The sequence below is a fragment of the Corynebacterium sp. p3-SID1194 genome (genome assembly GCF_025144155.1).
In the GTDB taxonomy this organism is placed as follows: Bacteria; Actinomycetota; Actinomycetes; order Mycobacteriales; family Mycobacteriaceae; genus Corynebacterium.
In genome coordinates, this window is the sequence record NZ_JALXWY010000002.1 from 179,653 (window position 1) to 203,203 (window position 23,551).

Annotated in this window: 24 protein-coding genes; 7 read left to right on the top strand and 17 right to left on the bottom strand. The window is 64.7% G+C overall.

What is annotated here, in order from left to right; translation table 11 throughout:
* Positions 1-3: 3 nt before the first annotated feature.
* From M3G19_RS03015 to M3G19_RS03025, 3 genes are read right to left on the bottom strand one after another with little or no spacing between them, the layout of a single operon-like run.
* Positions 4-720, bottom strand: a complete 717-nt coding sequence (locus tag M3G19_RS03015; protein ID WP_259900371.1) for an ATP-binding cassette domain-containing protein — start codon at positions 718-720, stop codon at positions 4-6.
* Between the two features lie 56 nt (positions 721-776).
* Positions 777-1,427 (bottom strand): response regulator transcription factor, encoded by a 651-nt coding sequence (locus tag M3G19_RS03020; protein ID WP_259900372.1) that lies wholly within the window; start codon positions 1,425-1,427, stop codon positions 777-779.
* 1 nt (position 1,428) lies between these two features.
* The gene (locus tag M3G19_RS03025; RefSeq protein ID WP_259900373.1) at positions 1,429-2,616 is read right to left on the bottom strand and encodes a sensor histidine kinase; all 1,188 of its coding nucleotides are present in this window, start codon (positions 2,614-2,616) and stop codon (positions 1,429-1,431) included.
* A 361-nt stretch (positions 2,617-2,977) separates the two neighbouring features.
* Between M3G19_RS03025 and menE the strand changes: the two genes are divergently transcribed.
* Positions 2,978-4,114, top strand: coding sequence for an o-succinylbenzoate--CoA ligase (gene menE, locus M3G19_RS03030; protein ID WP_259900374.1), 1,137 nt, complete (start codon positions 2,978-2,980; stop codon positions 4,112-4,114).
* A 190-nt stretch (positions 4,115-4,304) separates the two neighbouring features.
* Here the strand turns inward: menE and M3G19_RS03035 are convergent, their stop codons facing one another.
* Positions 4,305-5,183, bottom strand: a complete 879-nt coding sequence (locus M3G19_RS03035) for a glycosyltransferase (RefSeq protein WP_259900375.1) — start codon at positions 5,181-5,183, stop codon at positions 4,305-4,307.
* Between the two features lie 58 nt (positions 5,184-5,241).
* Here M3G19_RS03035 and M3G19_RS03040 point away from each other — a divergent pair, with 58 nt between their 5' ends.
* Positions 5,242-6,288, top strand: coding sequence for a 1,4-dihydroxy-2-naphthoate polyprenyltransferase (locus M3G19_RS03040; RefSeq protein ID WP_259900376.1), 1,047 nt, complete (start codon positions 5,242-5,244; stop codon positions 6,286-6,288).
* A gap of 51 nt (positions 6,289-6,339) precedes the next feature.
* Positions 6,340-7,281, top strand: a complete 942-nt coding sequence (locus tag M3G19_RS03045; RefSeq protein ID WP_259900377.1) for an AEC family transporter — start codon at positions 6,340-6,342, stop codon at positions 7,279-7,281.
* Between the two features lie 36 nt (positions 7,282-7,317).
* Here the strand turns inward: M3G19_RS03045 and M3G19_RS03050 are convergent, their stop codons facing one another.
* On the bottom strand, positions 7,318-7,656 hold the full coding sequence (locus tag M3G19_RS03050; protein ID WP_259900378.1) for a DUF4229 domain-containing protein: 339 nt from the start codon (positions 7,654-7,656) through the stop codon (positions 7,318-7,320).
* Between the two features lie 55 nt (positions 7,657-7,711).
* On the opposite strand from M3G19_RS03050, the gene M3G19_RS03055 reads away from it, so the two are divergent.
* A complete protein-coding gene (locus M3G19_RS03055) occupies positions 7,712-8,023 on the top strand; it encodes a hypothetical protein (protein WP_259900379.1) in 312 nt (103 codons plus the stop codon).
* On the opposite strand, the gene M3G19_RS03060 is transcribed toward M3G19_RS03055, so the two are convergent.
* From M3G19_RS03060 to hemL, 7 genes are all read right to left on the bottom strand, one after another.
* On the bottom strand, positions 8,024-8,287 hold the full coding sequence (locus M3G19_RS03060; protein WP_259900380.1) for a helix-turn-helix domain-containing protein: 264 nt from the start codon (positions 8,285-8,287) through the stop codon (positions 8,024-8,026).
* Positions 8,288-8,388: 101 nt separating this feature from the next.
* On the bottom strand, positions 8,389-9,411 hold the full coding sequence (ccsB, locus tag M3G19_RS03065; protein WP_259900381.1) for a c-type cytochrome biogenesis protein CcsB: 1,023 nt from the start codon (positions 9,409-9,411) through the stop codon (positions 8,389-8,391).
* A 128-nt stretch (positions 9,412-9,539) separates the two neighbouring features.
* A complete protein-coding gene (locus M3G19_RS03070) occupies positions 9,540-11,261 on the bottom strand; it encodes a cytochrome c biogenesis protein ResB (RefSeq protein WP_259900382.1) in 1,722 nt (573 codons plus the stop codon).
* Positions 11,262-11,294: 33 nt separating this feature from the next.
* Positions 11,295-12,077 (bottom strand): cytochrome c biogenesis CcdA family protein, encoded by a 783-nt coding sequence (locus M3G19_RS03075; RefSeq protein ID WP_259900383.1) that lies wholly within the window; start codon positions 12,075-12,077, stop codon positions 11,295-11,297.
* Positions 12,078-12,683: a TlpA disulfide reductase family protein gene (locus M3G19_RS03080; protein WP_259900384.1), complete on the bottom strand. Its 606-nt coding sequence runs from the start codon at positions 12,681-12,683 to the stop codon at positions 12,078-12,080.
* Positions 12,683-13,285 (bottom strand): histidine phosphatase family protein, encoded by a 603-nt coding sequence (locus M3G19_RS03085; protein ID WP_259900385.1) that lies wholly within the window; start codon positions 13,283-13,285, stop codon positions 12,683-12,685. The genes M3G19_RS03080 and M3G19_RS03085 overlap by 1 nt, the downstream gene beginning before the upstream one ends.
* A gap of 27 nt (positions 13,286-13,312) precedes the next feature.
* Positions 13,313-14,653: a glutamate-1-semialdehyde 2,1-aminomutase gene (gene hemL, locus M3G19_RS03090; protein ID WP_259900386.1), complete on the bottom strand. Its 1,341-nt coding sequence runs from the start codon at positions 14,651-14,653 to the stop codon at positions 13,313-13,315.
* Between the two features lie 81 nt (positions 14,654-14,734).
* Between hemL and M3G19_RS03095 the strand changes: the two genes are divergently transcribed.
* Genes M3G19_RS03095 through M3G19_RS03105 form a run of 3 tightly spaced genes read left to right on the top strand, consistent with a single transcriptional unit; the run spans position 14,735 to position 16,660 of the window.
* Positions 14,735-15,613: a hypothetical protein gene (locus M3G19_RS03095; RefSeq protein WP_259900387.1), complete on the top strand. Its 879-nt coding sequence runs from the start codon at positions 14,735-14,737 to the stop codon at positions 15,611-15,613.
* 18 nt (positions 15,614-15,631) lie between these two features.
* The gene (locus M3G19_RS03100; protein WP_259900388.1) at positions 15,632-15,820 is read left to right on the top strand and encodes a hypothetical protein; all 189 of its coding nucleotides are present in this window, start codon (positions 15,632-15,634) and stop codon (positions 15,818-15,820) included.
* 33 nt (positions 15,821-15,853) lie between these two features.
* Entirely contained in the window at positions 15,854-16,660 is an 807-nt protein-coding gene (locus tag M3G19_RS03105; protein ID WP_259900389.1) for a trimeric intracellular cation channel family protein, read from the top strand.
* 11 nt (positions 16,661-16,671) lie between these two features.
* Here M3G19_RS03105 and M3G19_RS03110 read toward each other — a convergent pair whose 3' ends face one another.
* The 5 genes from M3G19_RS03110 to M3G19_RS03130 all read right to left on the bottom strand — a co-directional run bounded on the left by M3G19_RS03110 (position 16,672) and on the right by M3G19_RS03130 (position 23,528).
* The gene (locus M3G19_RS03110) at positions 16,672-17,475 is read right to left on the bottom strand and encodes a DedA family protein (protein ID WP_259900390.1); all 804 of its coding nucleotides are present in this window, start codon (positions 17,473-17,475) and stop codon (positions 16,672-16,674) included.
* 35 nt (positions 17,476-17,510) lie between these two features.
* Positions 17,511-18,908, bottom strand: a complete 1,398-nt coding sequence (locus M3G19_RS03115) for a protoporphyrinogen oxidase (protein WP_259900391.1) — start codon at positions 18,906-18,908, stop codon at positions 17,511-17,513.
* Positions 18,908-19,957, bottom strand: coding sequence for a uroporphyrinogen decarboxylase (hemE, locus tag M3G19_RS03120; protein WP_259900392.1), 1,050 nt, complete (start codon positions 19,955-19,957; stop codon positions 18,908-18,910). The genes M3G19_RS03115 and hemE overlap by 1 nt, the downstream gene beginning before the upstream one ends.
* Positions 19,958-19,990: 33 nt before the next feature.
* Entirely contained in the window at positions 19,991-22,942 is a 2,952-nt protein-coding gene (locus tag M3G19_RS03125; protein ID WP_259900393.1) for a cation-translocating P-type ATPase, read from the bottom strand.
* Between the two features lie 100 nt (positions 22,943-23,042).
* On the bottom strand, positions 23,043-23,528 hold the full coding sequence (locus M3G19_RS03130; protein WP_259900394.1) for a hypothetical protein: 486 nt from the start codon (positions 23,526-23,528) through the stop codon (positions 23,043-23,045).
* Between the last annotated feature and the right edge of the window lie 23 nt (positions 23,529-23,551).

Sequence of the window (23,551 nt, forward strand, 5' to 3'; positions counted from 1 at the left end):
TTTTTAGCGCACCTCCCCTGCCGCGGCGGTGCCGCGGGTGAGCTGGAAGAAGGACTCCTCCAGATTCGGGCCTAGTTCGCGCAACTCGCCGGCAAATCGAACGGAGCCGTCGGCGATGACCGTGGCGTCGTCAGCCAGGTGCAGCACTTCGCCGAGCTGGTGGGAGCTCACCAGAACCGTGCGCCCGGCGCGGGCATAGTCCTTCAGATATTCACGCAAGTGCGCAATGCCTTCCGGGTCGAGGCCGTTTTGCGGTTCGTCGAGGACCAGCACCGGCGGCTCCCCCAGCAGTGCCTGCGCGAGCGCCAAGCGCCCTTTCATGCCGGTGGAGAAATTCGCCGCTTTCTTCTTGCCTGCGCCACCCAGACCGACGAGCTCAATCACCCGGTCAGCCTCAGAATCAGGCAGACCAAGCAATGTCGTGTGGACCCGCACATTGTCGCGTGCGCTGAGGTGGCCGTAGAACGCCGGATCATTGATGGAGGCACCCACGAACCGCAGCTGAGAGCGATCGAAGGGCTGTCCCATAAGGCTGACCACTCCCGCATCGGGCTCAATCAGCCCGAGGAGCACGGACATCAACGTCGATTTGCCGGCCCCATTCGGACCGAGCAGCGCATGTACGCGCCCAGGCACAGTCGTCAGCGACACACGTTTCAACGCTTGATGGCCGCTGAAATTCACAGACACGTCGGAACAAGCAAGGTGCGAGGAATTCATGCGCTTTATTTTTCTGCGCGCCCCAAGCTGTGTGATCCCCCCGCGGGAGGAACTTCTTACCCCACGACACCCGCCCGCTGCGCCACGAGAACCAGCGCGACACGATCGCGGGCACCGAGTTTGGCCAGCAAGCTCTTCACGTGCGTTTTCACCGTGGATTCCGCGATGAACAGGTGTTGCGCGATCTCCGCATTCGTCGCCCCACCCGCGATTTCCGCGAGGACCTCCAGCTCCCGACCCGTGAGCAGCGACATCGCTTGCCGTTCAAAATCGCTCAGAGCATTTTGCTTATCGACGCCACCCCGCACCCATTCCAGCACCCTCCCCGTCACACCACTAGACAGGACAGACTCACCCCGGGCGACAGTGCGGACGGCGTCGGCAAGCACCTCCGGTTCAGCGTCTTTGAGCAAGAATCCGTGGACTCCGGCCTCGATCGCTTCCTGCACGAGCGCGTCGTCGTCGAATGTGGTCAGCATGATCACCTTCGGGCCCAGCGGCATGATTTGGCGTGCCGCCGAAATCCCGTCGAGCACAGGCATCCGGATATCCAACACCGCCACGTCGATGTCGTGATTTTCCGCCTGCTCAATTGCCTCTGCACCGTTCGCGGCGGTGGCCACCACTTCAATATCCGGCTGTGTGTTCAGGATGGTGGAGAGGGCGGACAGGAGCATGGGTTGATCGTCGACAAGCAAAATGCGCATGTCATGCTCCCAACGTTGCTGTGATGGTGACCGTGTTCTTCTCCTGCGTGATCTTGAGCGATCCGCCCGTCGCGCAGGCACGCTCCCGCATGCCGACGATGCCCGTGCCCGCCCCCGGCTGCGGCGCCGCGCGGCCCGTCGACGCGACGGTCAAGACGATCCCCTCCGACCCCTGCTCGACGGTGACTCGCGCGGCCGGATTCTCCTGGTGCTTGACCGCATTGGTGAGCGCTTCCGCGACAATCCTGTTGGCCGCCTGCGCCGTGACAGTGGGCATGCTGAGGTGCTCCGGCGCATCGAGCGCGACGTCCATCCCACTGGCGCGGAAACGCTCGATCACCGTTGGAAGCTCGTCCGTTGTGGCGGCTGGCGCGAGTCCCGGTCCCTCGTCGCGTAACCCCTTGACCAGCAGGCGGATGTCCGTAAGCGCGTCCCCTGCCGTGTCCCGGATGAGCTCGAGCGACTCTCGCTCGGTACCCGCAGCGAGCCCCGCGTTGGCCTGCACCTTGATCAGCGTTAGCGAGTGCCCCAGGACATCGTGGATGTCGCGCGCCGTGTTGAGCCGCTCCTCCTCGCGTGCCGCCGCCAGGCGCTCCTCCCGCATACGCGCCTTGTTCTCCTTGGCCTCTTCGTCGGCCGCACCATTCGCCGCTACGAGGTACGCCACCGCAATGACCGCCCAATGCAGCGCAAGCATCAACGCCGCGTCGACCGGACGACGGTAGAACAGCACAAGCCGCTCGTCCCACGTCCACATGAACGGCGAGATGACACACCACGCGGCCGCCGCTGCTGTGAGGACGGCGGCGAATCTCATCCCTGGTTTCGCTTTCACGCCGCTGTCGGCGTTGCGCCGCGCGGTATAGACAGCCAGCGGCACAAGGACGACCCAGAACGTGTAACCGAGATTCGCTGGTGCGATCAGCCACAACACCGACCACGCCACATTCAGCCCCACCATCAGCGCCGACGCCAGTGCTGGGCGCGACTGCCATTGCGACAACGCCGCCACGAACCCCCACGACAACAGCATCTGCGCCCACTCCGCGGCCCCCGCATCCCCGGTGAACAGCAACGCTGTGTGCAGCAGCGCCAGCACCGCCCCCAAGAGGGTCACCACGAGCTCACCGGATTTCACATGCACGCGCTCGAGCCTATCCGGCCATTGACGGTGTGTTCCTCCTCCCACGGGAGGAGATTGAGATCCAGGAAACTAGAAACCCGAATCCATACCGGGGTCAATTTCTTCACGTATGAATCGTGCAAAACCAGGAGCGCTGAATTGAACATAGTGCTGAACGCAGCAGGCTGGTCTTTCCAACGCCTCTTGGCCTCGAGCAAACCTCGATACGCTCTATCAGGTGCGGTTCGGCAATCTAGAACGCTAAATCCCTTTTAAAATCTTCCAGTATTTTGTCGCGCCCATAGATCTCTCGCGCGACTTGGCCCGGAGTGTACGGACTGATATTCAGCTTCCCCTTTTTACGTTTAAGCCAATCGTAAACAAGCGTAAATGTCGGACCGTCGAGCCGAAACGCACCCACGCTAGGATGACGCGCGTGCCGAACATGCTTGAACTGCTCCCCGTAGACCTCGCCAACCCGCTGGCGATCATGCCGGATCTGGAGGCGGCGATCGCGGGACTATGCGCGGTGCTGCCGGTGCCGAAGCACGACCACCACCGCACGGACACCCTGCGCACGACGATGCGTGCGGGCCAGTCAATCGATGATTCCGTCGCGGCAGTGCTGGCGACCTCGGGTTCTACTGGCACACCGAAGGGCGCGGAGCTCACGCCGGTCAACCTCGTGTCCAGCGCCGATGCCACTCACCAGTTCCTCGGTGGGCCGGGCCAGTGGTTGCTGGCGATGCCCGCACACCACATCGCAGGTTTTCAGGTCCTCGTTCGCAGCATGGTCGCGGGTGTCGAGCCAGCCTTCGTGGACTTGACCGGCGGATTCCGCGTCAGTGAATTCGCCGCACGCGCCGATGAGCTCGCCGCCACCGGCGAACGCATGTACACCGCGCTCACCCCGATGCAGCTCAACAAGGCGATGAGCACCCTCTCGGGCATTGAGGCCTTGCGGCTTTTCAGCGCCGTCCTCGTCGGTGGCGGACGCATCAACCCCAAGATGCTCGACTCGGCAGCGAAACTGCGCATCAACGTGGTCACCACCTACGGCTCGTCTGAAACCGCCGGCGGCTGCGTCTACAACGGCACACCTCTTGCCGGAGTGAAAGTGCGCGTGACCGGCGGCCGGATCTACCTCAGCGGACCGATGGTCGCCCGCGGCTACCGGAATATCCCCGACCACCCCGCATTCGCGGAGCCCGGCTGGTACGCCACGTCCGATGCTGGTGAACTGGACAATGGCGTTTTACGCGTTACCGGCCGGCTCGACAACATCATCGAGACCGGCGGCCTGAAGCTTCAGCCGGAGGTCCTCGAGGAGTTCATGCTCAGCCTCGAGGGCGTCACCGCCGCGTGCGTCGTGGGCGTGCCCGACGACCGCTTCGGTCACCAGGTCTGCGCCGCCTACTCCGGGTCCGCCGCCGTCAGCGACCTGATGGAAGCCTTCGACGACCTTCCCCGCTGGCAAGTGCCCAAGGATGTGCGCCACCTCCGGGAGATGCCAACGACCGGGCCGGGCAAGGTCGACCGGATCGCGGTGCGCGAGTTGTTCTAACCCTCTATCAGCACTGGTGCGGAATGATTGGTCCATACCAACCGGTGAATCTGTTTACATTTGTCGAGGTGTCCAAGCGGACCCGAAACCTCACTACCAGGACAAATAAGAACCTAGGGATACGGCAGATGTAAACAGATTCACCGGTTGGTCAACACCCACTGATTCCTAGCGCGGGTCAGTCCACGTATCAGTCCACCGGAACGGCGGCCTGGAGCTTATCGACGTCCTCGTCCGTGTACGTCGCCTCGATCTGCACATCATTGCCGCCGCGCCAGTGGTTGTGGTGCACGAGGGCCTCGCGCTGACTGGCCGGGATGACGGAGAACTCGCGCGGATGCGGGTAGACCTGCCGGACCAGGTGACCGGAGCGGAGGACACAGTGGTTGAGCCACACGTCGTCGGCACGAGGGGCTTTGTCCTCGAAGCTGGTGCCCTGTTCCGCGACATAGTCCACCATTGACGGCGGGTACGCAACACCGGAGACACCTGTGGCGAAGTGGCGCGGGGACGCTGCTGTGGAGCGGGTCGCGCGCCACTCCTTGTACGGGCGCATGCCGCCCTCGTCGAGGGTGATCGTGTGAGCTCGATAGGCGACCACGCAGTTCGGGTCAGCATCGGCGGCGTTGACGAGTTTCTCCGCGAACCAGCGCGGGTACATCATGTCGTCGTCGACAGTGATCACGCGGGTGCCTGTGCCGGCGAACTCCTGGAATGTGCCGTAGTACTTCGTGTGCGGGCCGTAGTTGCCGTCGGAGCAGCGGATGATCAGTCCGCGGTCGCGCAGACGGTGAAGGCCATTCGGCCAGGGTCCGTGGTAGTCGTCCTCGTCAAGCCAAAGGATGACCGGCAAGCGGCGGGTGCCCACCAACAGGGACGCGATGCAGTAGACAGAGGTGGACAGACGTTTGCCGTGGGTGGTCAGAGAAATGACTGTGTCGTGGCCACCGGGCTCGTCGAGGGTGGGGAACGACAGGCGCCGGGCGCGGGTCGCCAAGAGCAGGCCTGGCTGGCGGGCAAGCGTTCCAGCGGTGTGCAGCACTTGGCGGACGGCATAGTCGATCCACATGAAGCGTTACTTTAGTCGAGCTTCACCATTTCGATGTTTTGCGTGCATTATGGGTGTCATGACCGCGAGTGACGACACGACCCCGAATCCCGACGAATCCAGCGACAACGGCAGCACGCGCGTGGATCTCACGGACACCGAAAACACTAAGAGCGACACGCCGGGAGGCGCCACCGCGAAGGACTGGTGGGAGGCCGCCCGCCCGCACACGTGGTTCAACGCCGCCGCCCCCGTGATCGCTGGCACGGGCGCCGCCGCATTCGAGTTCTGGTGCAGCCTGCCGCTGGCACTGCTCGCGCTGATCGTGGCGATGGGCATGATCATCGGCGTCAATTACGCCAACGACTATTCCGACGGCATCCGCGGAACTGACGACGACCGCACCGGCCCCACCCGCCTGACCGCCTCCGGCTTGGCGCGGCCGGAGCAGGTGAAACTAGCCGCGTTCATCTCCTTCGGCGTCGCAGCGCTCGCGGGGCTGATTCTCGCGGCACTGAGCGCTCCCTGGCTCATCCTCGTGGGCGCGGTGTGCATTCTCGCGGCGTGGTTCTACACCGGAGGGAAGAACCCGTACGGCTACCGGGGCTTCGGCGAGGTCTCCGTGTTCGTCTTCTTCGGCCTCGTCGCTGTCCTGGGCACGCAGTACACGCAATCGGGCACGATCACGTGGGTGGGCCTCGGCTGTGCAGTCGGCGTCGGCGCGATCTCCGCGGCGATCAACCTCGCGAACAATATCCGCGATATCCCTACTGACACGGAAGCTGGGAAGCGCACGCTCGCAGTCATGCTTGGCGACGTCCGCGCGCGCCGCCTTTTCACCGTCTTGACCTTGACGCCTTTCGTGATCACGGTGTTCATCGGCGCTGCCTACGCCCCAACGCTGCTGGCACTCGCAGCCCTGCCCCTGGCGATCGGATCGGTACTGAAAGTTCAGCGCGGCGCGCAAGGAAAAGAACTGATCCCGGTTCTCGGGGCCAACGGCCGCGCAATGCTGATCTGGTCCGTGATCCTGGCCGGCGCGCTCATCGCCGGTTCCCCGTTCATGCAGCTGGGCCAGACGATCCCCTACTCTGATTTCGGTTGGACCATGCACCTACCCTCATAACCTGCAGAGCTAAACCGAGCTGCGGGCAGGGCTCGCTAGAGGAATTGTTTCGTGTTAGACGTCATCACCGGCTTCGCCATCATCTTCGTAGTCATCAGCGCGGGCTATATCTTGGCCCACCGCGGTGTCATCGGGGACGGCGAGCAGCGCCTCATGTTCAACCGGGTCGCCTATTGGGTCGCGTCCCCGTCGCTGCTGTTCACCACGGTGGCGAAGTCGGACACCTCCACATTCCTCTCCCCGGTGGTCGTGGTGGTCTTCCTAGCCACGGCGGTGACGATGGCGGTGTTCTGGATTATTTCCACCGTCTTCTTCCGGGCGGATGTGCCGACACGGATGGCGGGGGCGGCGTCGGCAAGCTATTTCAACTCGGTGAATATCGGCCTGCCCATCGCGATCTACGTGATCGGCGACGCGACCTACGTGGCGCCGGTGCTGCTCATGCAGATGGTGATCGTCTCCCCCGTCGTCATCGCGGGCCTGGACGTGAACCCGGATTCGGATAACGCGCGCGGGAAGAACGTACTCAAGGCAGTCAAGACCGGCATCACCGCACCAGTCGTGGTCGCCCCGCTAGCGGGTCTGGTCATCTCCGCGGCGGGATGGACCATGCCCGCGCCGGTAATGGAGCCGCTGGAGATTCTCGGCGGCGCGTCCATCCCGATGATCCTGATGAGCTTCGGCGCGAGCCTGCGCGGCGGCAGCGTGCTCGCCGAAGGGCCCGACCGCCCGGCGACGATCACAGCGTCGGCGCTCAAGCTCGTCTTCATGCCGGCTGCGGCGTGGGTGCTGGGCCTGCTCGCTGGGCTCGACGGAACGGCGCTCTACGCCGCGGTGATCCTGTCGGCGCTGCCGACGGCACAGAACGTGTACAACTACACGGCGAATTACCGCGTGGGCGAGACTGTCGCGCGCGACACCGTCTTCATCACCACATTCGCCTCCCTGCCAGCGATGATCGCCATTGCGCTGCTATTCGGCAAAGGAATCTAGCCCGCGACTGCGCGCGGACTAGATGGCAAAGATTCTTTAGCGGTCCGCAAGCTCGTCGGTCACCCACTGTTTGCGGGCGCGGCGCTGCTCGTTCCAGGTGGCCATGGCCTCAGTGGCAGCGACGCGCTGTTTGGAGAAGATCAGCATGGACAGCGGGAAAGCCACGATCAGGGCGAGGAGGGCGGACATGACGAGGGGGATGGGTGCGTCGATAAGCACGGCGATTGATTGAATGACCACCGTGAGAACGATGAAAAGCCCGAGACGCAGCCCACCGTAAATCAACGCTGCGCGGTTCGCGCGCTTGCGCACGTCGGCGTCCAAGGCGGGCGCGCCGGTGTCGTTGCTGGCTGCGGGTGTTGCTGGGTCCGTCACGGTTGTTCAGCGTACCCGGGCCCGGCGGCGGGAAGCGAACCAGTATCGTGAAGGTATGGGACGCCTACTCCTTCTTGTGCTCATCATCGTCGCAGCCTGGCTGCTGTGGCGCGCGTTCGGACCGGGCAGCAACGAGCGCTACGGTTCGCTCCGCCCCAACAAGCAGCAGACCCCTGAAATCAAGGGGCCGGACGACGATGAAGAATTCCTCTGGAATATCGAGAAGAACCGCTTCAAGGAACGTCGCGCGAAGGAAGAAGCCGAGCGCAAAGCACGTGAAGAAGAGGAGCGCCGCCTACGACGCGAACGCGGGAACCACCCGGACGAACCAGGCGGAGCAAGCGGGCCGACAAACCCGGAGAGCTAGCTACTCGGTATTTTCCGGGGTGGTCTCCACCCACTCGATGGACAGACCGAGCGCCGCGGCGACGGCCGCGACTTTCTCCCACCGCACACCAGCACCACCGTGCTCGATGGTGTGCAAGGTGGAGCGGGACACCCCAGCAGCGGTGGCGACTTCCTGCTGCAACCGGCCGGTCTCACGGCGGCGCTGCGCCAAGGCCTCACCGAGCTTGATCAGCACGGGAATGTCGCTGGCGGGCTTGCCGAACTTCTTGCGAGGTGAAGGCACCTACAGTCTCCTTCTCACTGAACGTGGGGTGGTGAATAATTGTTACTACAACACAGTGAGATAGTCCAGTACCCCAAAAGTAGCGTTGAAACCGCTGGGAATTAGTTCAGACCAGCGTAGGAATGCAGGCCACTGCCGACCAGGTTGATGAAGAAGAGATTGAACACGCCGGTGGCAAACGCGGCGACGTTGATCCAGGCGGCCTTCGCGTTCTTCCAGCCCGCGGTAGCACGCGCGTGTAGGTAGGCGGCGTAGAGGATCCAGGTGATCAGCGCGACGGTCTCCTTCGGGTCCCAGCCCCAGAAGCGGCCCCAGGCGACCTCGCCCCAGATCGCGCCGAGCATGATGCCGATGCCGAAGACCGGCAGGGTGATGATCGCGGTCTTGTACGCATACGAATCCAGCTTCTTAGCGCTCGGCAGCGGCTTCGCCACGGCGCCGAAGAAGCCCTTCTCCTTACCGCGCGGCTGCCAGATACGCAGCAGGTACAGCAGCGAGAACATGCCGGAGATCAGGCCCAACGACGCACCGATGGACACGGTGGACACGTGGAACGGGTACCAGAAGGACCGCAGCGCCGGCACCAACGGAGCAGCCTCCGCGTACAGCACCGTCGCGTCGAGGAAGATCAGCACGATCACGGGCGCGAGCAGCCACGGCCACATCGTGTGCCAGCGCTTCTTCTGAATAATCACAGCCGCGACCACCATCGCGACAGCCGTGAAGGTGAGCACGAACTCGTACATATTGCCGAACGGGAAACGGCTCACAGCCAGGCCGCGCGTCACGGTCGCGACAACATGGAACGCGATCGCGACCCAGATCAGGCCCTGCGCGGCACCCGCCATTTTGCGGGAGCGTTCGCGCGCGGTTTCCAAGTCGCCGGAAGTCACAGCTGGCTTATCGACGTCACCTAGCGCCTCCGCTCCCCCGTCGCCCACCGCGATGAGCTCGCGGTCCTTGGCCTCTGCTTTCGCCTCGGCCTTCTGCTCGCGGCGCAGATCAATCACTGCCTGCGAGCGCATGTAGTGAATGCAGGCGAGAACCAACGCCACGATGTAGACAGCAAAGGCGGTCCGCAGCGACAGGTCCGACACTTGGGCCAGGGAGGTATTGACGTGCATGAAAGTTACGCTACTCCACGTCGCAACAACGGCAAAAGGAGTTGAAGCCCGGCGAGCTCTAACGGGGGTGGAAAACAGTGCTGGTCACGCGGGGCGCAACCACCGCGAATCCGACTGCCGCTGAGTGTCTAGTGCCACTCCTCGCCGTCATCGTCGTCATCATCGCCGTCATGGGCTCCGTCGGTGCCGTCCACATCCTCACCAACATGACTGCCTTCGGCGGGGCCGCGGAGAATCTCCTCGACGACATCGTCGAATTCGCTGCCCCAGCCGGCACGGTCGGTGCGGGCCAGGCCCGCGAGCTCCACCCGGGTCTTCCCGTCACCGACAGGTGTGAAGCGGACCCAGATGCGGCGGCGCTTGATCAGCAGGGAGCCGACGAGAGCACCGAGCATGACCGTGGTGGCCACCAGCGCCCAGAACTGCGTCGGATCGCGGGAGATCTGGTAGTTGGCGTATTCGGCGGCGCCGTCAAAACGGATGGTGACCACTTCGTCTTCGCCGTCCGGGGTCTTCTTGCCCGTGGGCACCTGCGCTTCCTCCCCGGCCGCGAGCTGGATGCGGTCGGCGCGCTCGAGCTGGCCGTTGGCAATAAGGGTCTGGTCGAGCGCGAAGAAATTCTGCGGACGACCGGTGTCCAAGCCGGCATCGCCGGCGTAGACGTCGAGGGAGACAGCCGGGTCGTCCATGGACGGGAAGGCGGACTGCAGCATATCGCCGTTCGGGCCCGTCCACTGGGCGGTCGGGGCGAACACGCCCTCGATCGCCAGCTGGTGCTGGCGGCGCTCCCCCAGGTCTGGGTACATGCCGGCCGGCGGGTCGAAGCGCATCACGCCGTTGGACAGGAAGAAGGTCAGATCCGTCGGGCGGTACTGCACCATCTGCGTGCGGGACTCCCCGTCGGGCCAGGTGACGGTGATCTGCGGGGCGAAGCCGTGGCCCTGCAAGTACACGCGGTCGCCGCCGATGCGCAGCGGGTGATTCACCGCCAGGGTGTAGTCCTCCCACGTCTCTGGGTCGGTGGCCATGTCCTCGCCCTCGGCATACGAGACGCGGGATCCGAAGGAATCGGCCTGGCCGTTTTGCAGGTACTCCGCGGTGAAGTCCTGGGAGATGAAGCAGAAGGGGGTAAGGCCGGTGCCGTCGAAAAGCGGGCCGGCGCGGAAGGTGTCGAAGTTGGCGGGCGACGTATTGCAGAATTCGCGCGACTGCTCCACGGGCACCGCGTATTCGGATTCAGAGTTGGTCACCACGATGACCTGGCCTTCGTAGAAGACCATGCGGCCGTAGGCGAAGATCGCGATGAGCGCCACGATGGCGATGTGAAAAAGCAGATTTGCCAGCTCGCGAGCGTAACCGCGCTCGGCGGACAGGGACAGTGCCCCGGCGCGGTCGTCTGTGGGCTCGTAGCGGGCGACGCGCCACTTGTGCAGGGTGCGCTCGGCGCGCGCGGTGGCCTCGTCCACGGTCATGTCCACCTCGCCGGCGCCGTGGTGCGGCATGCGGTGCAGGTATTTCGGTGCGCGGGTCGGCTTCGCGTTATACGCCTTGTAGTGGTCGATTGAGCGCGGAATGATGCAGCCGATCAGGGAGATGATCAGCAGGGTCAAAAGGGCGACGAAGATGGGGGACGAGAAGACGTCGAAAAGCATGAGCTTGTCGTAGATCTTGCCCATGACTGGATTGGCGTCTAGGTACTCGTTGACCTGGCCCTCGCTGATTTCACGCTGCGGAAGCAGAGCGCCCGGCACAGCGATGAGGGCGAGCAAAAACAGCAGCACCAGCGCTGTGCGCATGCTGGTCAACCAGTGCCAGAGTTTCTTCGCCCAGTTCGTCGCGGTGTTAAGCATGTCGTTTCCGAATCATTTTCAGGTCCACTACAACTACAGCAAGGTCGTGCCGTAGCCGTCCACCCATTGGCGGGTCCAACCGATGAAGTTGTTCCACGCCCCGGTGAGCAGCAGCACGCCGACGGCGATCATGGCCACTCCGCCGATGATCTGGATAGTACGCGAGTGCTTGCGCAGGAAACCGATGGCCTCCACCGCATGCGCAGAGCCGAGCGCCATGAGCAGGAACGGAATTCCCAGCCCGAGGCAGTACGCGACGACCAGGATGATGCCGCGCACGGCAGTGAACCCCTCGGTGCCCACCGACACGGAGACCACCGCGCCGAGCGTGGGCCCCAAGCACGGGGTCCAGCCCAACGCGAAGACCCCGCCGAGCAACGGCGCGCCGATCCATGTCGCCCACTTCTTCGGCTGCATTCGGGTATCACGCTGCAGCATGGGCACGCTGCCCATGAACACCAGGCCCATGAGGATGGTAATCACACCGCCGGCGCGCATGAGTGTTTCCTCATTGAGCCTGATCAGGCTGATCGCCCCAAAGACCGTGACGGTGGCCAGCAAGAAGACCACGGTGAAACCGAGGATGAACAGGCTGGCAGCGCCAACCACTGCCCATTTGCGCTTGCGCCCCACGGCCAGCTCGCCGCGGTCCAGCGTCACTTCCCCACCGACGATGCCGGTGAGATACGACATATAGCCCGGCACGAGCGGGATCACGCATGGCGAGGCGAAGGACACCAGGCCGGCGAGCGCCGCCGCGAGGATTCCCAGCAGCAGCGGGCCGGAGGTGGCGAGATCAGCGAATGTCTGTCCCATCTACGCCTCTGCCTCGGCCGCCAGGCGGTCGGTGACCTGAATGATGTCATCGGCGGAGATCTCGCGCAAAAACACCGCCGCCGGGCGGTGCTGCTTGTCCAGGATCACGGTCGTGGGGATCACCGAGGTGGGGATGCCACCGAGCGCACCGGCGGTGCGGAACGGCGGGTCGTAGATCGACGGGTAGGTCACGCCGTTGTCGGTAACGAAGTCCCGGGCGATCTCCGGCTGGTAGTCGCGCACATTGATGCCCAGCACAGTGCCAGATGGTGTGCCACCGTCACCAGTGTCAGCGAGATGCTGCTGTGCCTCTTCCAAGTCGTCGACCTCCGCGCGGCACGGCGCGCACCACTGGCCCCAGGCGTTGAGCACGACGATCTGGCCGTCGAAATCCGACAGGGAGATTTCTTTGCCGGGCTCCATCAGCGATTCACCGGAGAAATCCTCCAGCGGGGCACGCTCATCTTCGTCGTAGAAGATCTCCACCTGGCCGCCAGGCGAGTGGAAAGAGAAGGTCTCACTCGAATTCGTGGTCGCGCAGGCAGCAAGCGACGACAGCGCCACCGCCCCCGCCGCGAGAACAGAAAATGCTTTTGTCGAACGCATCAGATATCCCTCGCCGGTTCATCGTAGGTCCAGCCAGTCAGCGTGTCGCCGTCGAAGGTCAATGAGGTGACGCTGGCTAGGTCGCACGTGCGCGAGACGTGCGCCGGTTTCTTGCCGGCGGCCCAGCGCTGCACCATCACGATGGGCAGCTGGTGGGACACCAAAATCGCCTCGTGTCCCTCGGCCTCGGTGCGGGCCGCGGCAATAGCACGCTGCATACGCTCGAGGATCTCCGTGTACGGCTCACCCCAGCTCGGTTGAAACGGGTTGGTCATGTGCCGCCAGCGAATCGGATTCATCAGCTGCGACGGAAAGCCCTTGGTGCGCAGGCCCTCGAAGGTGTTGCCGGCCTCGATCAGGTCGGGGTCGGTCTGAATCTCCAGGCCGGTCACCTCGGCGATCGGCGCGGCGGTTTCCTGCACGCGCTCCATCGGGGATGCCGCCAGGTACGTCACATCGCGGCCTTTGAAGGTCGTCGCGGTGCGCGCCGCCATGGAGCGCCCGCGGGAGCTCAGATGGAAGCCCGGCAACCGCCCGTACAAGATCTTGCCCGGGTTGTGGACTTCCCCGTGGCGCACGAGGTGCACGACGGTTTCCGCCATAGGTTCGCTCCTCTCCGCCGGAGTTGTTTATGCGTCCGGCGTGGCCGCGGCCGCTGCGGCTGCTGCGGTCTGCAGCGCCTGTTCGATCTTCTCAAAGTCTGCATCGGTCAAGGCGGTGGACACAAACCAGGTCTCGAAGGCGCTGGGGGCGGCGTACACTCCGGCGTCGAGAAGCGCGTGGAAGAACGGGGCGTAACGGAACGTGTCCGCGGCCTTCATGTCGGCAAAATTGCGGCCCTGCCCCTCGGCGAAACGGACCGACAGCATCGTCGCGGCGCGCTGCAGGTTGTGCGCGACGCCCGCGCGGTCGAGCGCTGCGTGCAGCATGTCCGCCAGGCGGTCGGCGTTGGCGCCCAGCTGCGGGTAGATCTCCTCGGAGGCAATGCTTAACGACGCCTCACCCGCCGCCATCGCCACCGGATTCCCCGACAACGTGCCGGCCTGGTAGACGGGGCCGGTCGGGGCGAGCTTCTCCATGATCTCCTTACGCCCGCCGAAAGCCGCCGCCGGAAGACCGCCGGAGACGACCTTGCCGAAGGTGGTCAGGTCACCGGCGACACCGTCGACACCGAACCACCCGCGGTAGGAGGTGCGGAAGCCTGTCATGACCTCGTCGATGATCAGCAGTGCGCCGTCGGCGTGCGCGATGTCCTTGAGCCCCTGGTTGAAGCCGTCGACCGGCGCGACGGTGCCCATATTGCCCGCGGCTGCCTCTGTGATGATCGCAGCGATCTCGCCCGGGTGCGCGGCGAATGCCTCGCGCACGGCATCCAGGTCGTTATAGGGCACGACGATCGTGTCGCCGGCCTGCGCGCCGGTGACGCCCGGGGTGTCGGGCAGAGCGAATGTCGCCACACCGGATCCGGCGGACGCCAGCAGAGAATCGACGTGGCCGTGGTAGCAGCCCTCGAATTTCAGGATCTTCGACCGGCCCGTGTACCCGCGGGCCAGACGCACCGCGCTCATCGTGGCCTCCGTACCCGAATTGACCATGCGCACCTGCTCCACACTGGTGCGGTCCACGATCAGCTCCGCCAGGCGAACCTCCGCCTCAGTCGGGGTGCCGAAGGACAAGCCGTCCTTCAGGGCTTTTTCCACCGCCTCCACGATCTGGGGGTGAGTGTTGCCGTGGATCATCGGGCCCCAGGAGCCGACGAGGTCGACATAGGAGTTGCCGTCGACGTCGATAAGCGTCGAGCCGTGCGCTTCTTTGATGAAACGCGTCTGCCCGCCCACGGAACCGAAGCCGCGCACCGGCGAATTCACGCCGCCGGGCGTGACCGTCTTCGCGCGCTCGAACAACTCGGCCGAGCGGGCGGTGTTCTGGGACGTGGCAGACGTTGGCTGGTTCGAATCGTGAGAAGTCATGCCGTCGATTCTAGGACAGAGGTTGAGGCGCCCGGCAGGCTGATGTGCGGACTGGCCGCGGGCCGAAAGATAATGAGGGACATGAGCACGAAGCCCGCTGTCCCCGAAGTCGCACTCGCGCGCGGCGGTGTTCGCGCTGTCATCTCAACCTCCAGCGCCGCGGTCCGCGAACTGACCGTCGACGGCCGCCCGCTGCTGCGCTCGTTCGCGCAGGGCACTCACCCGCCGCAAGCCGCCAACATCATTCTCGCGCCATGGCCGAACCGCGTGGCCGATGCCGCCTTCACGTTCCGCGGGCGGCGCCACGAACTCGCCGCCACCGAACCCGCGCGCGGACATGCGATCCACGGCTTCACCGTGCGGCGGATCTTCGGCATCGTCGAACACTCCCCCGATGCCGCTGTCTTGCGCTCCGTGCTCGGACCCGAGCCGGGCTGGCCGTGGCCGATCGAGCTCAGCGTGCACTACGCGCTCACCGATTCCGGGCTTGAGGCGGCCATGACCGCGGTGAACCTCGCCGACGAACCCGCGCCATGCGCGCTCGGCGTGCACACCTACCTGGATGCGCAAGGCGCACCCCTCGACGCATGCACCCTGCACCACACCATCGCCGAGCGTCAGCCGGTGAACGAGCGCCTCATTCCCGCCGGGGCCCGCGAGCCCTGGCCGCACAGCCCCATCCCCATGCGGGGCACACTGCTTGACGACGCCGGCTACGACCCCCTCTACCGCCCCCACCTCGCCCGGCTTATCGACGCCTCCGGCACTGGCGTTGAGCTCGAAGCCACCCCCAATCTGCCGTGGACCCAGCTGTTCACCTCGCCGCAGCGGCACCTGGCAGTGGAGCCGATGACCGCTCCCCCGAATGCACTGAACACCGGCGAGGACCTCGCCGTCCTCGACCCCGGCGGGGCGCTCGAGGTGGGGTGGTCGGTGCGGGCCATCACTTCCGACAACTAGAAAGAGAGTCCCCTGCACATGGATACAGCCTTGCGGCTCGGTGCGTCCTGGGGTGATTACCTGCTCGTCGCCCTCTGCCCCTCCGACCGTGCTCACTCCATCGCAGCTGCCGCGGGGGACGCCACACGTTCCGACGGTTTCCCTGTGCCCACGATCTACGCAACGAGCGCCCAGGACGGTGCACGGCAGGTCCAGCTGCATCTGTAGCTAGGTCCCCGGCGGTCTTTTAGGATCGCCGGGGTGAATGACTTCGGCACTTTTTATTACATCCTCGAATACACCGGTGTCCTACTCGCCGCGATGGTCGGCGGGTCTGTGGCCAAGAACATGAACTTCGATGTGGTCGGTTTCGGCTTCATCGCCTTGATCTCTTCCCTCGCCGGCGGCCTCATCCGCGACTGCTTGCTCAGCAACGGTCCGGCTGCCGCCCTCCAATCCCCCTGGTATCTCATCATCGCGGTCATTGGCGCCGCGATCGCCTTTTTCATCCAGATTGAGGGCGCGCTGTGGGACCAAGTCCGCTTCTACCTCGACGTGGTCACTGTCGGCGTCTGGTCGGTGGTGGGCGCGACCCACGCGATCGTCAACGATCTGTCGTGGATCGCCGCTCTCCTGCTCGCCGTGATCACCTCCACAGGCGGCGCGCTCGTCCGCGACGTGGTGCTGGGCAAGATCCCGGCACTTTTCACTTCGCAGAAGATGCTCGTCTTCCCTTCGCTGCTCGCCGGCGCGATGACGCTAGGCTTCACGCACTTCGGGGTCAAAGCGTGGGTCGGCATGCTGATTTCTTCGGTTGCCGCCTCAGTGCTGTCCATGACCGTCTACTGGGTCAGCACCGCCCGCGCCCACCAGCCGACACGTACCGAACGCTCCCTCGACCGCCGCATCGCCGCCGAGTTGAACATGTCCCCCGATGACTCGGTGACGAATATTGCGGACGCGATCGCCGGCGCCAAGGACGAAGACGTCCTGAACCTCATCCGCATCTATCTCCACGACGAGGTCCTCGAACGCGCCGGCACCTCTCCCACCGCCGCGAGCCGGTAGCGCGACCCCGGCTAGGCCTTCGACTCGTTCTTCGACTGGCGGCGGAAGATGCCGATGAAGACGAAGATCAGCAGGCCGATCGCGATCCAGTTGGCCACCTTCGCGTACTGTTCGAGCACGTAGACGACGGGGTCGCCGATCATCCAACCGAGCCAGAAGTACAGCAGCGTCCACGCGGCCTTGGACAAAAAGTCGAGGAGGAGCATCTTCTGCCACGACATGCCCGTCGCCCCGGTGAGAACGAGCACGACGAATTTGATCGGCAGCGGAATGGGCAGGTAGGCGAGGAAGATGGCCAGCCAGCCGAGTTTGTGGAACCAGCGTTCAACCCGGTCGATATTCTTGCCCATGCGCGGGGAATTCTCCGCCTGCACGTCGAGCATGCCGCGGCCCCAGAGCTTGCCGGCCCACCAGTAAACCCAGTCGAATTTGATCGCCATGAGCGAGCCAATGAGCACGTACCAGATCCAGCCTGAGGCCTCCCCGATCGAGGCGAGCGCACCCGTGGACGCGGCGCCGATGCGGGAGCCGGTCAGCGCCAGCAGGATCGGCGGCTCCAGGCCCAGTAGCCACGCGCGCAGCGGGATCAGCGCCAGGCCGAAGATGCCGACGAAGCCGAACCAGCCCAGGCACCAGTAGTCCTCTTTGGTGGGCTTGGAATTCCACGGCATGCCGGGTTCTTCCCACCATTCGCGTTCCGCTTCGTTGGCGGCAGGCTCACCGCCGGTGGGCTGATTTGCAGGCTGATCCGCTGGCTGATCAGCTGGTTCGTGTCCCGGTATCGGCTGGTGTTCTTCGTTGCTGGTCGACGACATGGTTCATTAACCTACCGCGTCGATGCCGCGAAGTGTCAGCGCGCCAGCGCCTGCGCCACCTTGCGCGCGTGCGCGATCACCGCGGGCACGCCGACTCCACCGGCCCAGGCACCGGTGGCGGAGATTCCGTCGACATCAGCAAGCTGCTTATCGACGTCCGCCACCACCTGCACATGCTCCTCATCGAAGCGTGGGAGACCGCCGAACCAGCGCTGGACGTAGATTTCCTCCAGTCCTGCTTCGCGGCCGTCGAAACCGGTGATGGTGGCAAGGTCGTCGAGTGCCCAATCAACGAGGTCGTCCTCATCGGCGCGGATGGCGATGTCGTCGCCGAAGCGTCCGAAGCTCGCCCGGACGAGCGCGCCGCCGCGCTCTGCAAGGTGCGGCCACTTGCGCGACGAGAAGGTGAACGCCTTGGTTTTCACGTCCCCGGCACCTGTGGCCACGAGGACCCCGGAGTTTTCCGGCAGGCCTTCGTCGGTGGCAAAGCGCATGCCCACCACGACGGAATTAGCTAGCTTCACTCCAGACAGCGTCGTGGATACCTCCGGTGCGACCTGCTTGAGCAAGAGAGCTGCCGTCGGTGCCGGGACCGCGAGGATCACGTGGTCGTAGACGGTGTCCTGGCCGCCTTTGAGGCGGAAGCCAGTTTCGACCCGGTCGATCGCGGAGATGAACGCGTCGATGTAGATATCCGCACCGGATTTCTCCGCCAGGGCCTCGTAGACCTCCTGATAGCCGTCGCGGAAGGCGTTGAACACGGCACCGTGGCCGGTGGGCAGCTCCTTACGCTTTCGGGCCTGCTGTTCTTCCAAGTTCTGCACCGCGGTGGACAGGTGGACGGTGCGGTCCTCCGATTTGGCAGCGAGGCGGTCGAATTCAGCGGCCAGCTGCGGGATCGTCGCACGCACGCCAAGATCGTCGGCTGTGCAGGAATACACTCCGCCGAGCAGCGCAGACACGATATTGTCCACCACCTCGTCGCCGTAGCGCTCACGCACTAGCGCGCCGACATTCAGGTCACCTTCCGCGGGCCAGGTGAAGCCGGGGCGGGAGGATTCTTCGTCGATAAGCTTCGCTGTTTCGTCGGACACGAGATGCGCGACGCTCTCCGAGCGCCCCGGGATTCCCATGATTCCGGCGGTGGGAAGCTGGCGCGCTTGCCCGTCGACCCACACGAGTGAACGCAGGCCGGACGGCTCCACGAGCGAATCTTTCAGGCCGAGCTCGGTGAAGAAATCCACTGCGTCTTGGCGCCGCGCCATGAACGCTTCGGCGCCCATGTCCGTCGGTCCGCCCTCGAAGGCGACGGTGTGCAGCTTGCCACCGATCCGGTCGGTGGCTTCGTAGACGTCGACCTTCGCATCCGTACCGCGGAGTTCGTAGGCGGCGGTGAGTCCAGCGAGTCCTGCGCCGATAATGGCGATTTTCATTAGCTCTCCTCGTGAATAATGCGCACAGCTTCGGTGATGGCCTCAGCATCAGTGGTGGGCAGCACGCCGTGGCCGAGGTTGAAGATATGGCCCGTGGCGGTGCCAGCCTCGATCGCGCGAGTGGCCTCGGCCTTGATCCGCGCGACCTCCTCACGGACGACGTCCGCACCGGCGAAGAGCATCGCCGGATCGAGGTTTCCCTGCAGCACGCGCGGCGAGGCGAAACGCTCCGCGGCGCGGTCGAGCGGAACACGCCAATCGACGCCCATGACCTCGCTCCCTGCCTCCGACATGGCGCCGAGCAGCTCGCCCGTGGACACGCCGAAGTGAATGCGCGGGATCTCGCCCGCGACCGTCTCCAGGATCTCCGTGGAATACGGCAGCACGTGGCGGCGGTAATCGGCCTCGGTGAGGAAGCCAGCCCAGGAATCGAAGAGCTGCATCGCGTCGATGCCCGCGGTGACCTGGGTGCGCAAGAAAGCCGTGATGGTGGGAACCAGGCGGCGCATCAGCTCGTGCCACGTGTCCGGGTCGCCGTGCATCATGGCTTTGGTCTTCTCGTGGTTCTTGCTCGGCCCGCCCTCGACGAGGTAGCTGGCCAATGTGAACGGCGCGCCGACGAAGCCGATGAGCGCCTGGGGGTCGTTCAGCTCGTCGAGAATGTGGCTGATGCCCTGGGCGACCTCATCGACCTCGTGGTCGAGGACCGGCAGGTTGGCTACATCCTCCTTCGTACGGATGGGTGTGCCCATCACCGGGCCGCGGCCCGGCACGATCTCCACGTCCACGCCGGCAGCCTTGAGCGGCACGACGATATCGGAGAACAGAATCGCCGCATCCACATCGTGGCGGCGCACCGGCTGCAGCGTGATCTCCGCGAGCAGCTCCGGCATGAAGCACGAGTCCAGCATGGCGATGCCTTCGCGGGCCTTACGGTATTCCGGTAGGGAACGGCCAGCCTGCCGCATGAACCACACCGGGGTTCGCGACGGCGTGCGGCCATAAGCGGCCTCCACAATGGGGGCTTGATTCAGCTCACGTCGGGTCATGCAGTCCATTGTGGCCCATCGGTGCCACAGGTGTCACAACCGGTTGATCCGGGGGAAACGTCGCGCACGCATCGACAGCACTTCGATGAGCAAGGAGGCACCGAGCATGAGCACCGTCGCAACGATCGGCGGGATCACACCGGCCACCGCGGCAACGAGCACCGCGATGTTGTAACTCCACGCCAGAATCTGGTTCCTGTCGATGATCGCGCCGACGCGCTGCGCGTGAACGATCAACTGCGGCACCGCCATGACGTCGTTGCGCAACAGGACCGCAGACAGCTTGCGGCGGCGCTGCTGACCGGTCTCAATATCGTCGGCGGTGGCGTACATCAAACTGACATTCGCCGCCCGCAGCGCTTCCGTAATGGTGTTGTCGCCGACCGCGGCCACGCGCGCACCGCCGGCGCGGAGATTGCGGATCGCGCCCGGCTTGCGGTCGTGCATGATGCCGGCCAGCACCGTGGACACACCCAGGTAATCGGCGTAGCGGCGCGCGACGGGATACGTGTCGCGTGTGAGCATCACCGTCTCCAGACCGCGTGATTCCAGGGCCATGACAGCAGCATCGGCGTCATCCTTGAACGGATCGAACAGCGTGATCACTCCACGGTTCTTTCCCCTCCAACTCACCACCACCGGGGTGCCGCCGGATGTGGCCGCCACCGCCAGAGCACCGTGCAGGTTGGACAAGTTCACCGGACGCCACAGCTGCGCATCCACCTGGGTGGCAGTCTCATGGCCTTCCTCGTCGACATAGATCATCGAGATCCTGCCCGTCATGTCGCCGCTGGGGTGCTGGTCCATGCTCACCAGTTCGTAGCGAACAGGCATATGTGGGTCGTCATCCGACTGGGAGCGAGCTTCACGCGCCCCGTGCACCAAAGCGCGGGACGCCGGGTGGGATGACTCCATGGACAGCGCACCGGCGATGCGCAGCACCATTTCCTCGCTCTCCCCCTCCAACGCCGTGACGGATTCGATGAACATCTTCGGTTCCGCCAGCGTGCCCACGCGATTGAACACGACTGTGTCCACGTCTTCCAGGGCTCGCAGCGTCTCGCCGTCGCGTACGAGAATGCCGTGACGTGCGGCCGATTCCACGCCCAAACGCAGCGCCAGAGCCGGCGACAGGGCGAGCGCCGGCGGGGCGACACCAGACAGCACCGCCAAAGCGGTGCGCAACGCGGCGTTGTAATCCCGGGCGATCAGGCCCCACAAGATAAAGCTGAAGAACGCCACCGTCATCGCCACCGGCAAAAGCAGTGCCGCGGCACGGGCGTACTGCACGGACGCGTGGCGCTGGCGGCGCTCCACATCGGTCAGCCAGTGGTGCACTGCCTGCCAACGGGTGGCGTGGCCGGTGCGCTGCGCGCGAACCTTGATCTCGCCCTCGCGGATCACCGAGCCGGAGTAAACGACCGAACCAACCTTGACGTCCATCGGCTCGTGCATGTCGATCAAGCCCGGCTGCAACAGTGCACGGCCGCCCATGATCTTGCCGTCCACCGGGATGGTCTCCCCCGCGTGCACGACAATGTCATCGCCGCGGTTGATCTCCGCGACCGGGATCATCTCCTCGGCACAGTCCGCGCCGCCGCGCTTTTTGCTAATGCGCGTGTACTCAGTGTCGGGAGAGACAGTGGCGTCGGTGAGTTCGTCGATAAGCAATCTGCGCGCGCGGATCGAGTACCGCCGCCCGATGAGCAGCAGCGTCGTGATGCCGCAGGCGACGTCGAGAAAGAGTTCCGGACCATCGGCCGTGCCCGGCGCGAAAGCGAACCAGGAGAATGTGGAATGCCAGCCGCGGTGGCCCGTCGGAGCGAATGCGATGACGGCGGCAGACCACACATACGCGATGATCGCCGCGGTCGAACTCGCGCCGTCAAGCGCCGCGATGCCGCGCCGCACACCGCCTAGCATCGCGCGGTGGAACGGCAACGCGCACCACGTGACCACCGGGGTGGCCAACGCCAGCGACACCCACTGCCAGCCGTCGAATTGCGCCGGCTCGAAATACGCCATCACCAGCACCGGAATGGTGAGCACCAGCGCCAACCACATGCGCGCCGGGGTGACCAGGTCGCGGGCGGTGTACAGCACGTCGTCGTGCTTGTGCTCCTGCCGGGGCTGGCCGTACCCTGCCCGGCGCGCCTTATCCATCGAGCGGGCGGCCAGGCGGCGGCGCCGGCGCATGCGGCTGGGCATGTCCTTTACCGGCTTGCGGCGGGTATGGTGCTCGGCTGTCTGCGCCCGCGCCGCGTAACGCAGCAGGGACGTTTCCGACATCGTCGCCGAGATTCCTTGGGCGGCGAAGGCCTCCAGGATCACCATGGGGCTCATCGTGTCCGGCGCCGTCACCCACGCGGTGGAACTGGGGTAGACGATGCGGCACTGGACTCCGTCGAGTTCCTCCACCGCTTCTTCGACTTCGTTCACATCCGGAACATCAGGAAGGTCCTCGAGCAGGAAGGAGTAGGAGACGTGCGGGCGGTCGGGCAGGTCACCGATACCGACAGCCGCCCACCCAGAGTGGTCCGTGCTGTCCGGCTCGTCGCCGATGGCGAAGCCCGCCTTGCGCGCGGCCTCGTGTGCGTCCTCGATGGAGCGGCCCAGCGCGCTCGACTCCGATGAATCGGCGGAATCGATCCCTTCAGCGACTTCATAGTTGCCGGTCGCTTCCTCCGGCTCCGCCGGGGCAGACGCCGCGTCCGAGTCATCGGCAGTAGCGGAGTCCCCGCTCTCTTCAGCGTTGTCCTGCTCCCCGTCGCCGGAAGTCTCGGCGTTATCGGCGTTGTCTGAGTCGTCGGAGTTTTCGGAACCGTCGGTGTTGCACTCCTCATCGCGGTCGGAGCTGTCCGAGCCTGGGCCGATCGTGCTGGTATTCGCCGCAATTTCGGCATTTTCCGCTGTCTGGCGGATCGATTCCTTGCCTAAATATCCGCTGGTGTCCGGGTCGCGGATGTCGTCTTCGCTATGTGCCATGTCGTCTCACCCCTTTCCGTGCTCGGCCATGAACAATTGGTCTTTAGTCGGTCAATACTGTTCGCTCCCCAACCCCGCGTTGCAGGCTCGCAGAGCGACATTAAAATCGCGGGCTCATCTTATCCACGAACGCGTTGGAGTCCGGCCGGAAGGTGAAGAACAGGCCGAAAGCCAGCACAATGACGATGGACATGGCCGCCCAGAGCGAGAGAACCTTCGTCAAAAATGCGGCCAGGTTGAGAAAGAGCGCCAAGCCGATGAACACGCTGGCCCAGCGGCGCGCGGAACGGCTGCCCTGGCGGAAGAATGACGCGGCGGAGACCAGCAGCACGGCCAAGATGATGTTGCCGAAAGCAGCGACGCGCATATTGGTCATGAAATACCCGCGCAGGGATTCGTCGATCCCGTCGGGAAGGCCCTGGCTGAGCAAGGTCATTGCGCTGAGCAACATGAGTACAGCCGCGGCGCAGATCAGGTAGAAGCCGATCTGTAGCGGCCGCGGCCATTCATCGCCAGCCTGCCCGGCAGAGCTGCGACGGTTGGCGTCGTCCGGGTGGCTGAGCATCGTGGGGAACATTCCGGCCATGGTCGTGTGACTTCCGATCAGGT

Bases quoted from the DNA above. Each gene is read 5' to 3' on its own strand.
- M3G19_RS03015 (WP_259900371.1), bottom strand. From the start codon at position 720: ATGAATTCCTCGCACCTTGCTTGTTCCGACGTGTCTGTGAATTTCAGC.
- M3G19_RS03020 (WP_259900372.1), bottom strand. From the start codon at position 1,427: ATGCGCATTTTGCTTGTCGACGATCAACCCATGCTCCTGTCCGCCCTC.
- menE (WP_259900374.1), top strand. From the start codon at position 2,978: ATGACGCGCGTGCCGAACATGCTTGAACTGCTCCCCGTAGACCTCGCC.
- M3G19_RS03035 (WP_259900375.1), bottom strand. From the start codon at position 5,183: ATGTGGATCGACTATGCCGTCCGCCAAGTGCTGCACACCGCTGGAACG.
- M3G19_RS03040 (WP_259900376.1), top strand. From the start codon at position 5,242: ATGACCGCGAGTGACGACACGACCCCGAATCCCGACGAATCCAGCGAC.
- M3G19_RS03055 (WP_259900379.1), top strand. From the start codon at position 7,712: ATGGGACGCCTACTCCTTCTTGTGCTCATCATCGTCGCAGCCTGGCTG.
- ccsB (WP_259900381.1), bottom strand. From the start codon at position 9,411: ATGCACGTCAATACCTCCCTGGCCCAAGTGTCGGACCTGTCGCTGCGG.
- M3G19_RS03070 (WP_259900382.1), bottom strand. From the start codon at position 11,261: ATGCTTAACACCGCGACGAACTGGGCGAAGAAACTCTGGCACTGGTTG.
- M3G19_RS03075 (WP_259900383.1), bottom strand. From the start codon at position 12,077: ATGGGACAGACATTCGCTGATCTCGCCACCTCCGGCCCGCTGCTGCTG.
- M3G19_RS03080 (WP_259900384.1), bottom strand. From the start codon at position 12,683: ATGCGTTCGACAAAAGCATTTTCTGTTCTCGCGGCGGGGGCGGTGGCG.
- M3G19_RS03085 (WP_259900385.1), bottom strand. From the start codon at position 13,285: ATGGCGGAAACCGTCGTGCACCTCGTGCGCCACGGGGAAGTCCACAAC.
- hemL (WP_259900386.1), bottom strand. From the start codon at position 14,653: ATGACTTCTCACGATTCGAACCAGCCAACGTCTGCCACGTCCCAGAAC.
- M3G19_RS03095 (WP_259900387.1), top strand. From the start codon at position 14,735: ATGAGCACGAAGCCCGCTGTCCCCGAAGTCGCACTCGCGCGCGGCGGT.
- M3G19_RS03100 (WP_259900388.1), top strand. From the start codon at position 15,632: ATGGATACAGCCTTGCGGCTCGGTGCGTCCTGGGGTGATTACCTGCTC.
- M3G19_RS03110 (WP_259900390.1), bottom strand. From the start codon at position 17,475: ATGTCGTCGACCAGCAACGAAGAACACCAGCCGATACCGGGACACGAA.
- M3G19_RS03115 (WP_259900391.1), bottom strand. From the start codon at position 18,908: ATGAAAATCGCCATTATCGGCGCAGGACTCGCTGGACTCACCGCCGCC.
- hemE (WP_259900392.1), bottom strand. From the start codon at position 19,957: ATGACCCGACGTGAGCTGAATCAAGCCCCCATTGTGGAGGCCGCTTAT.
- M3G19_RS03125 (WP_259900393.1), bottom strand. From the start codon at position 22,942: ATGGCACATAGCGAAGACGACATCCGCGACCCGGACACCAGCGGATAT.
- M3G19_RS03130 (WP_259900394.1), bottom strand. From the start codon at position 23,528: ATGGCCGGAATGTTCCCCACGATGCTCAGCCACCCGGACGACGCCAAC.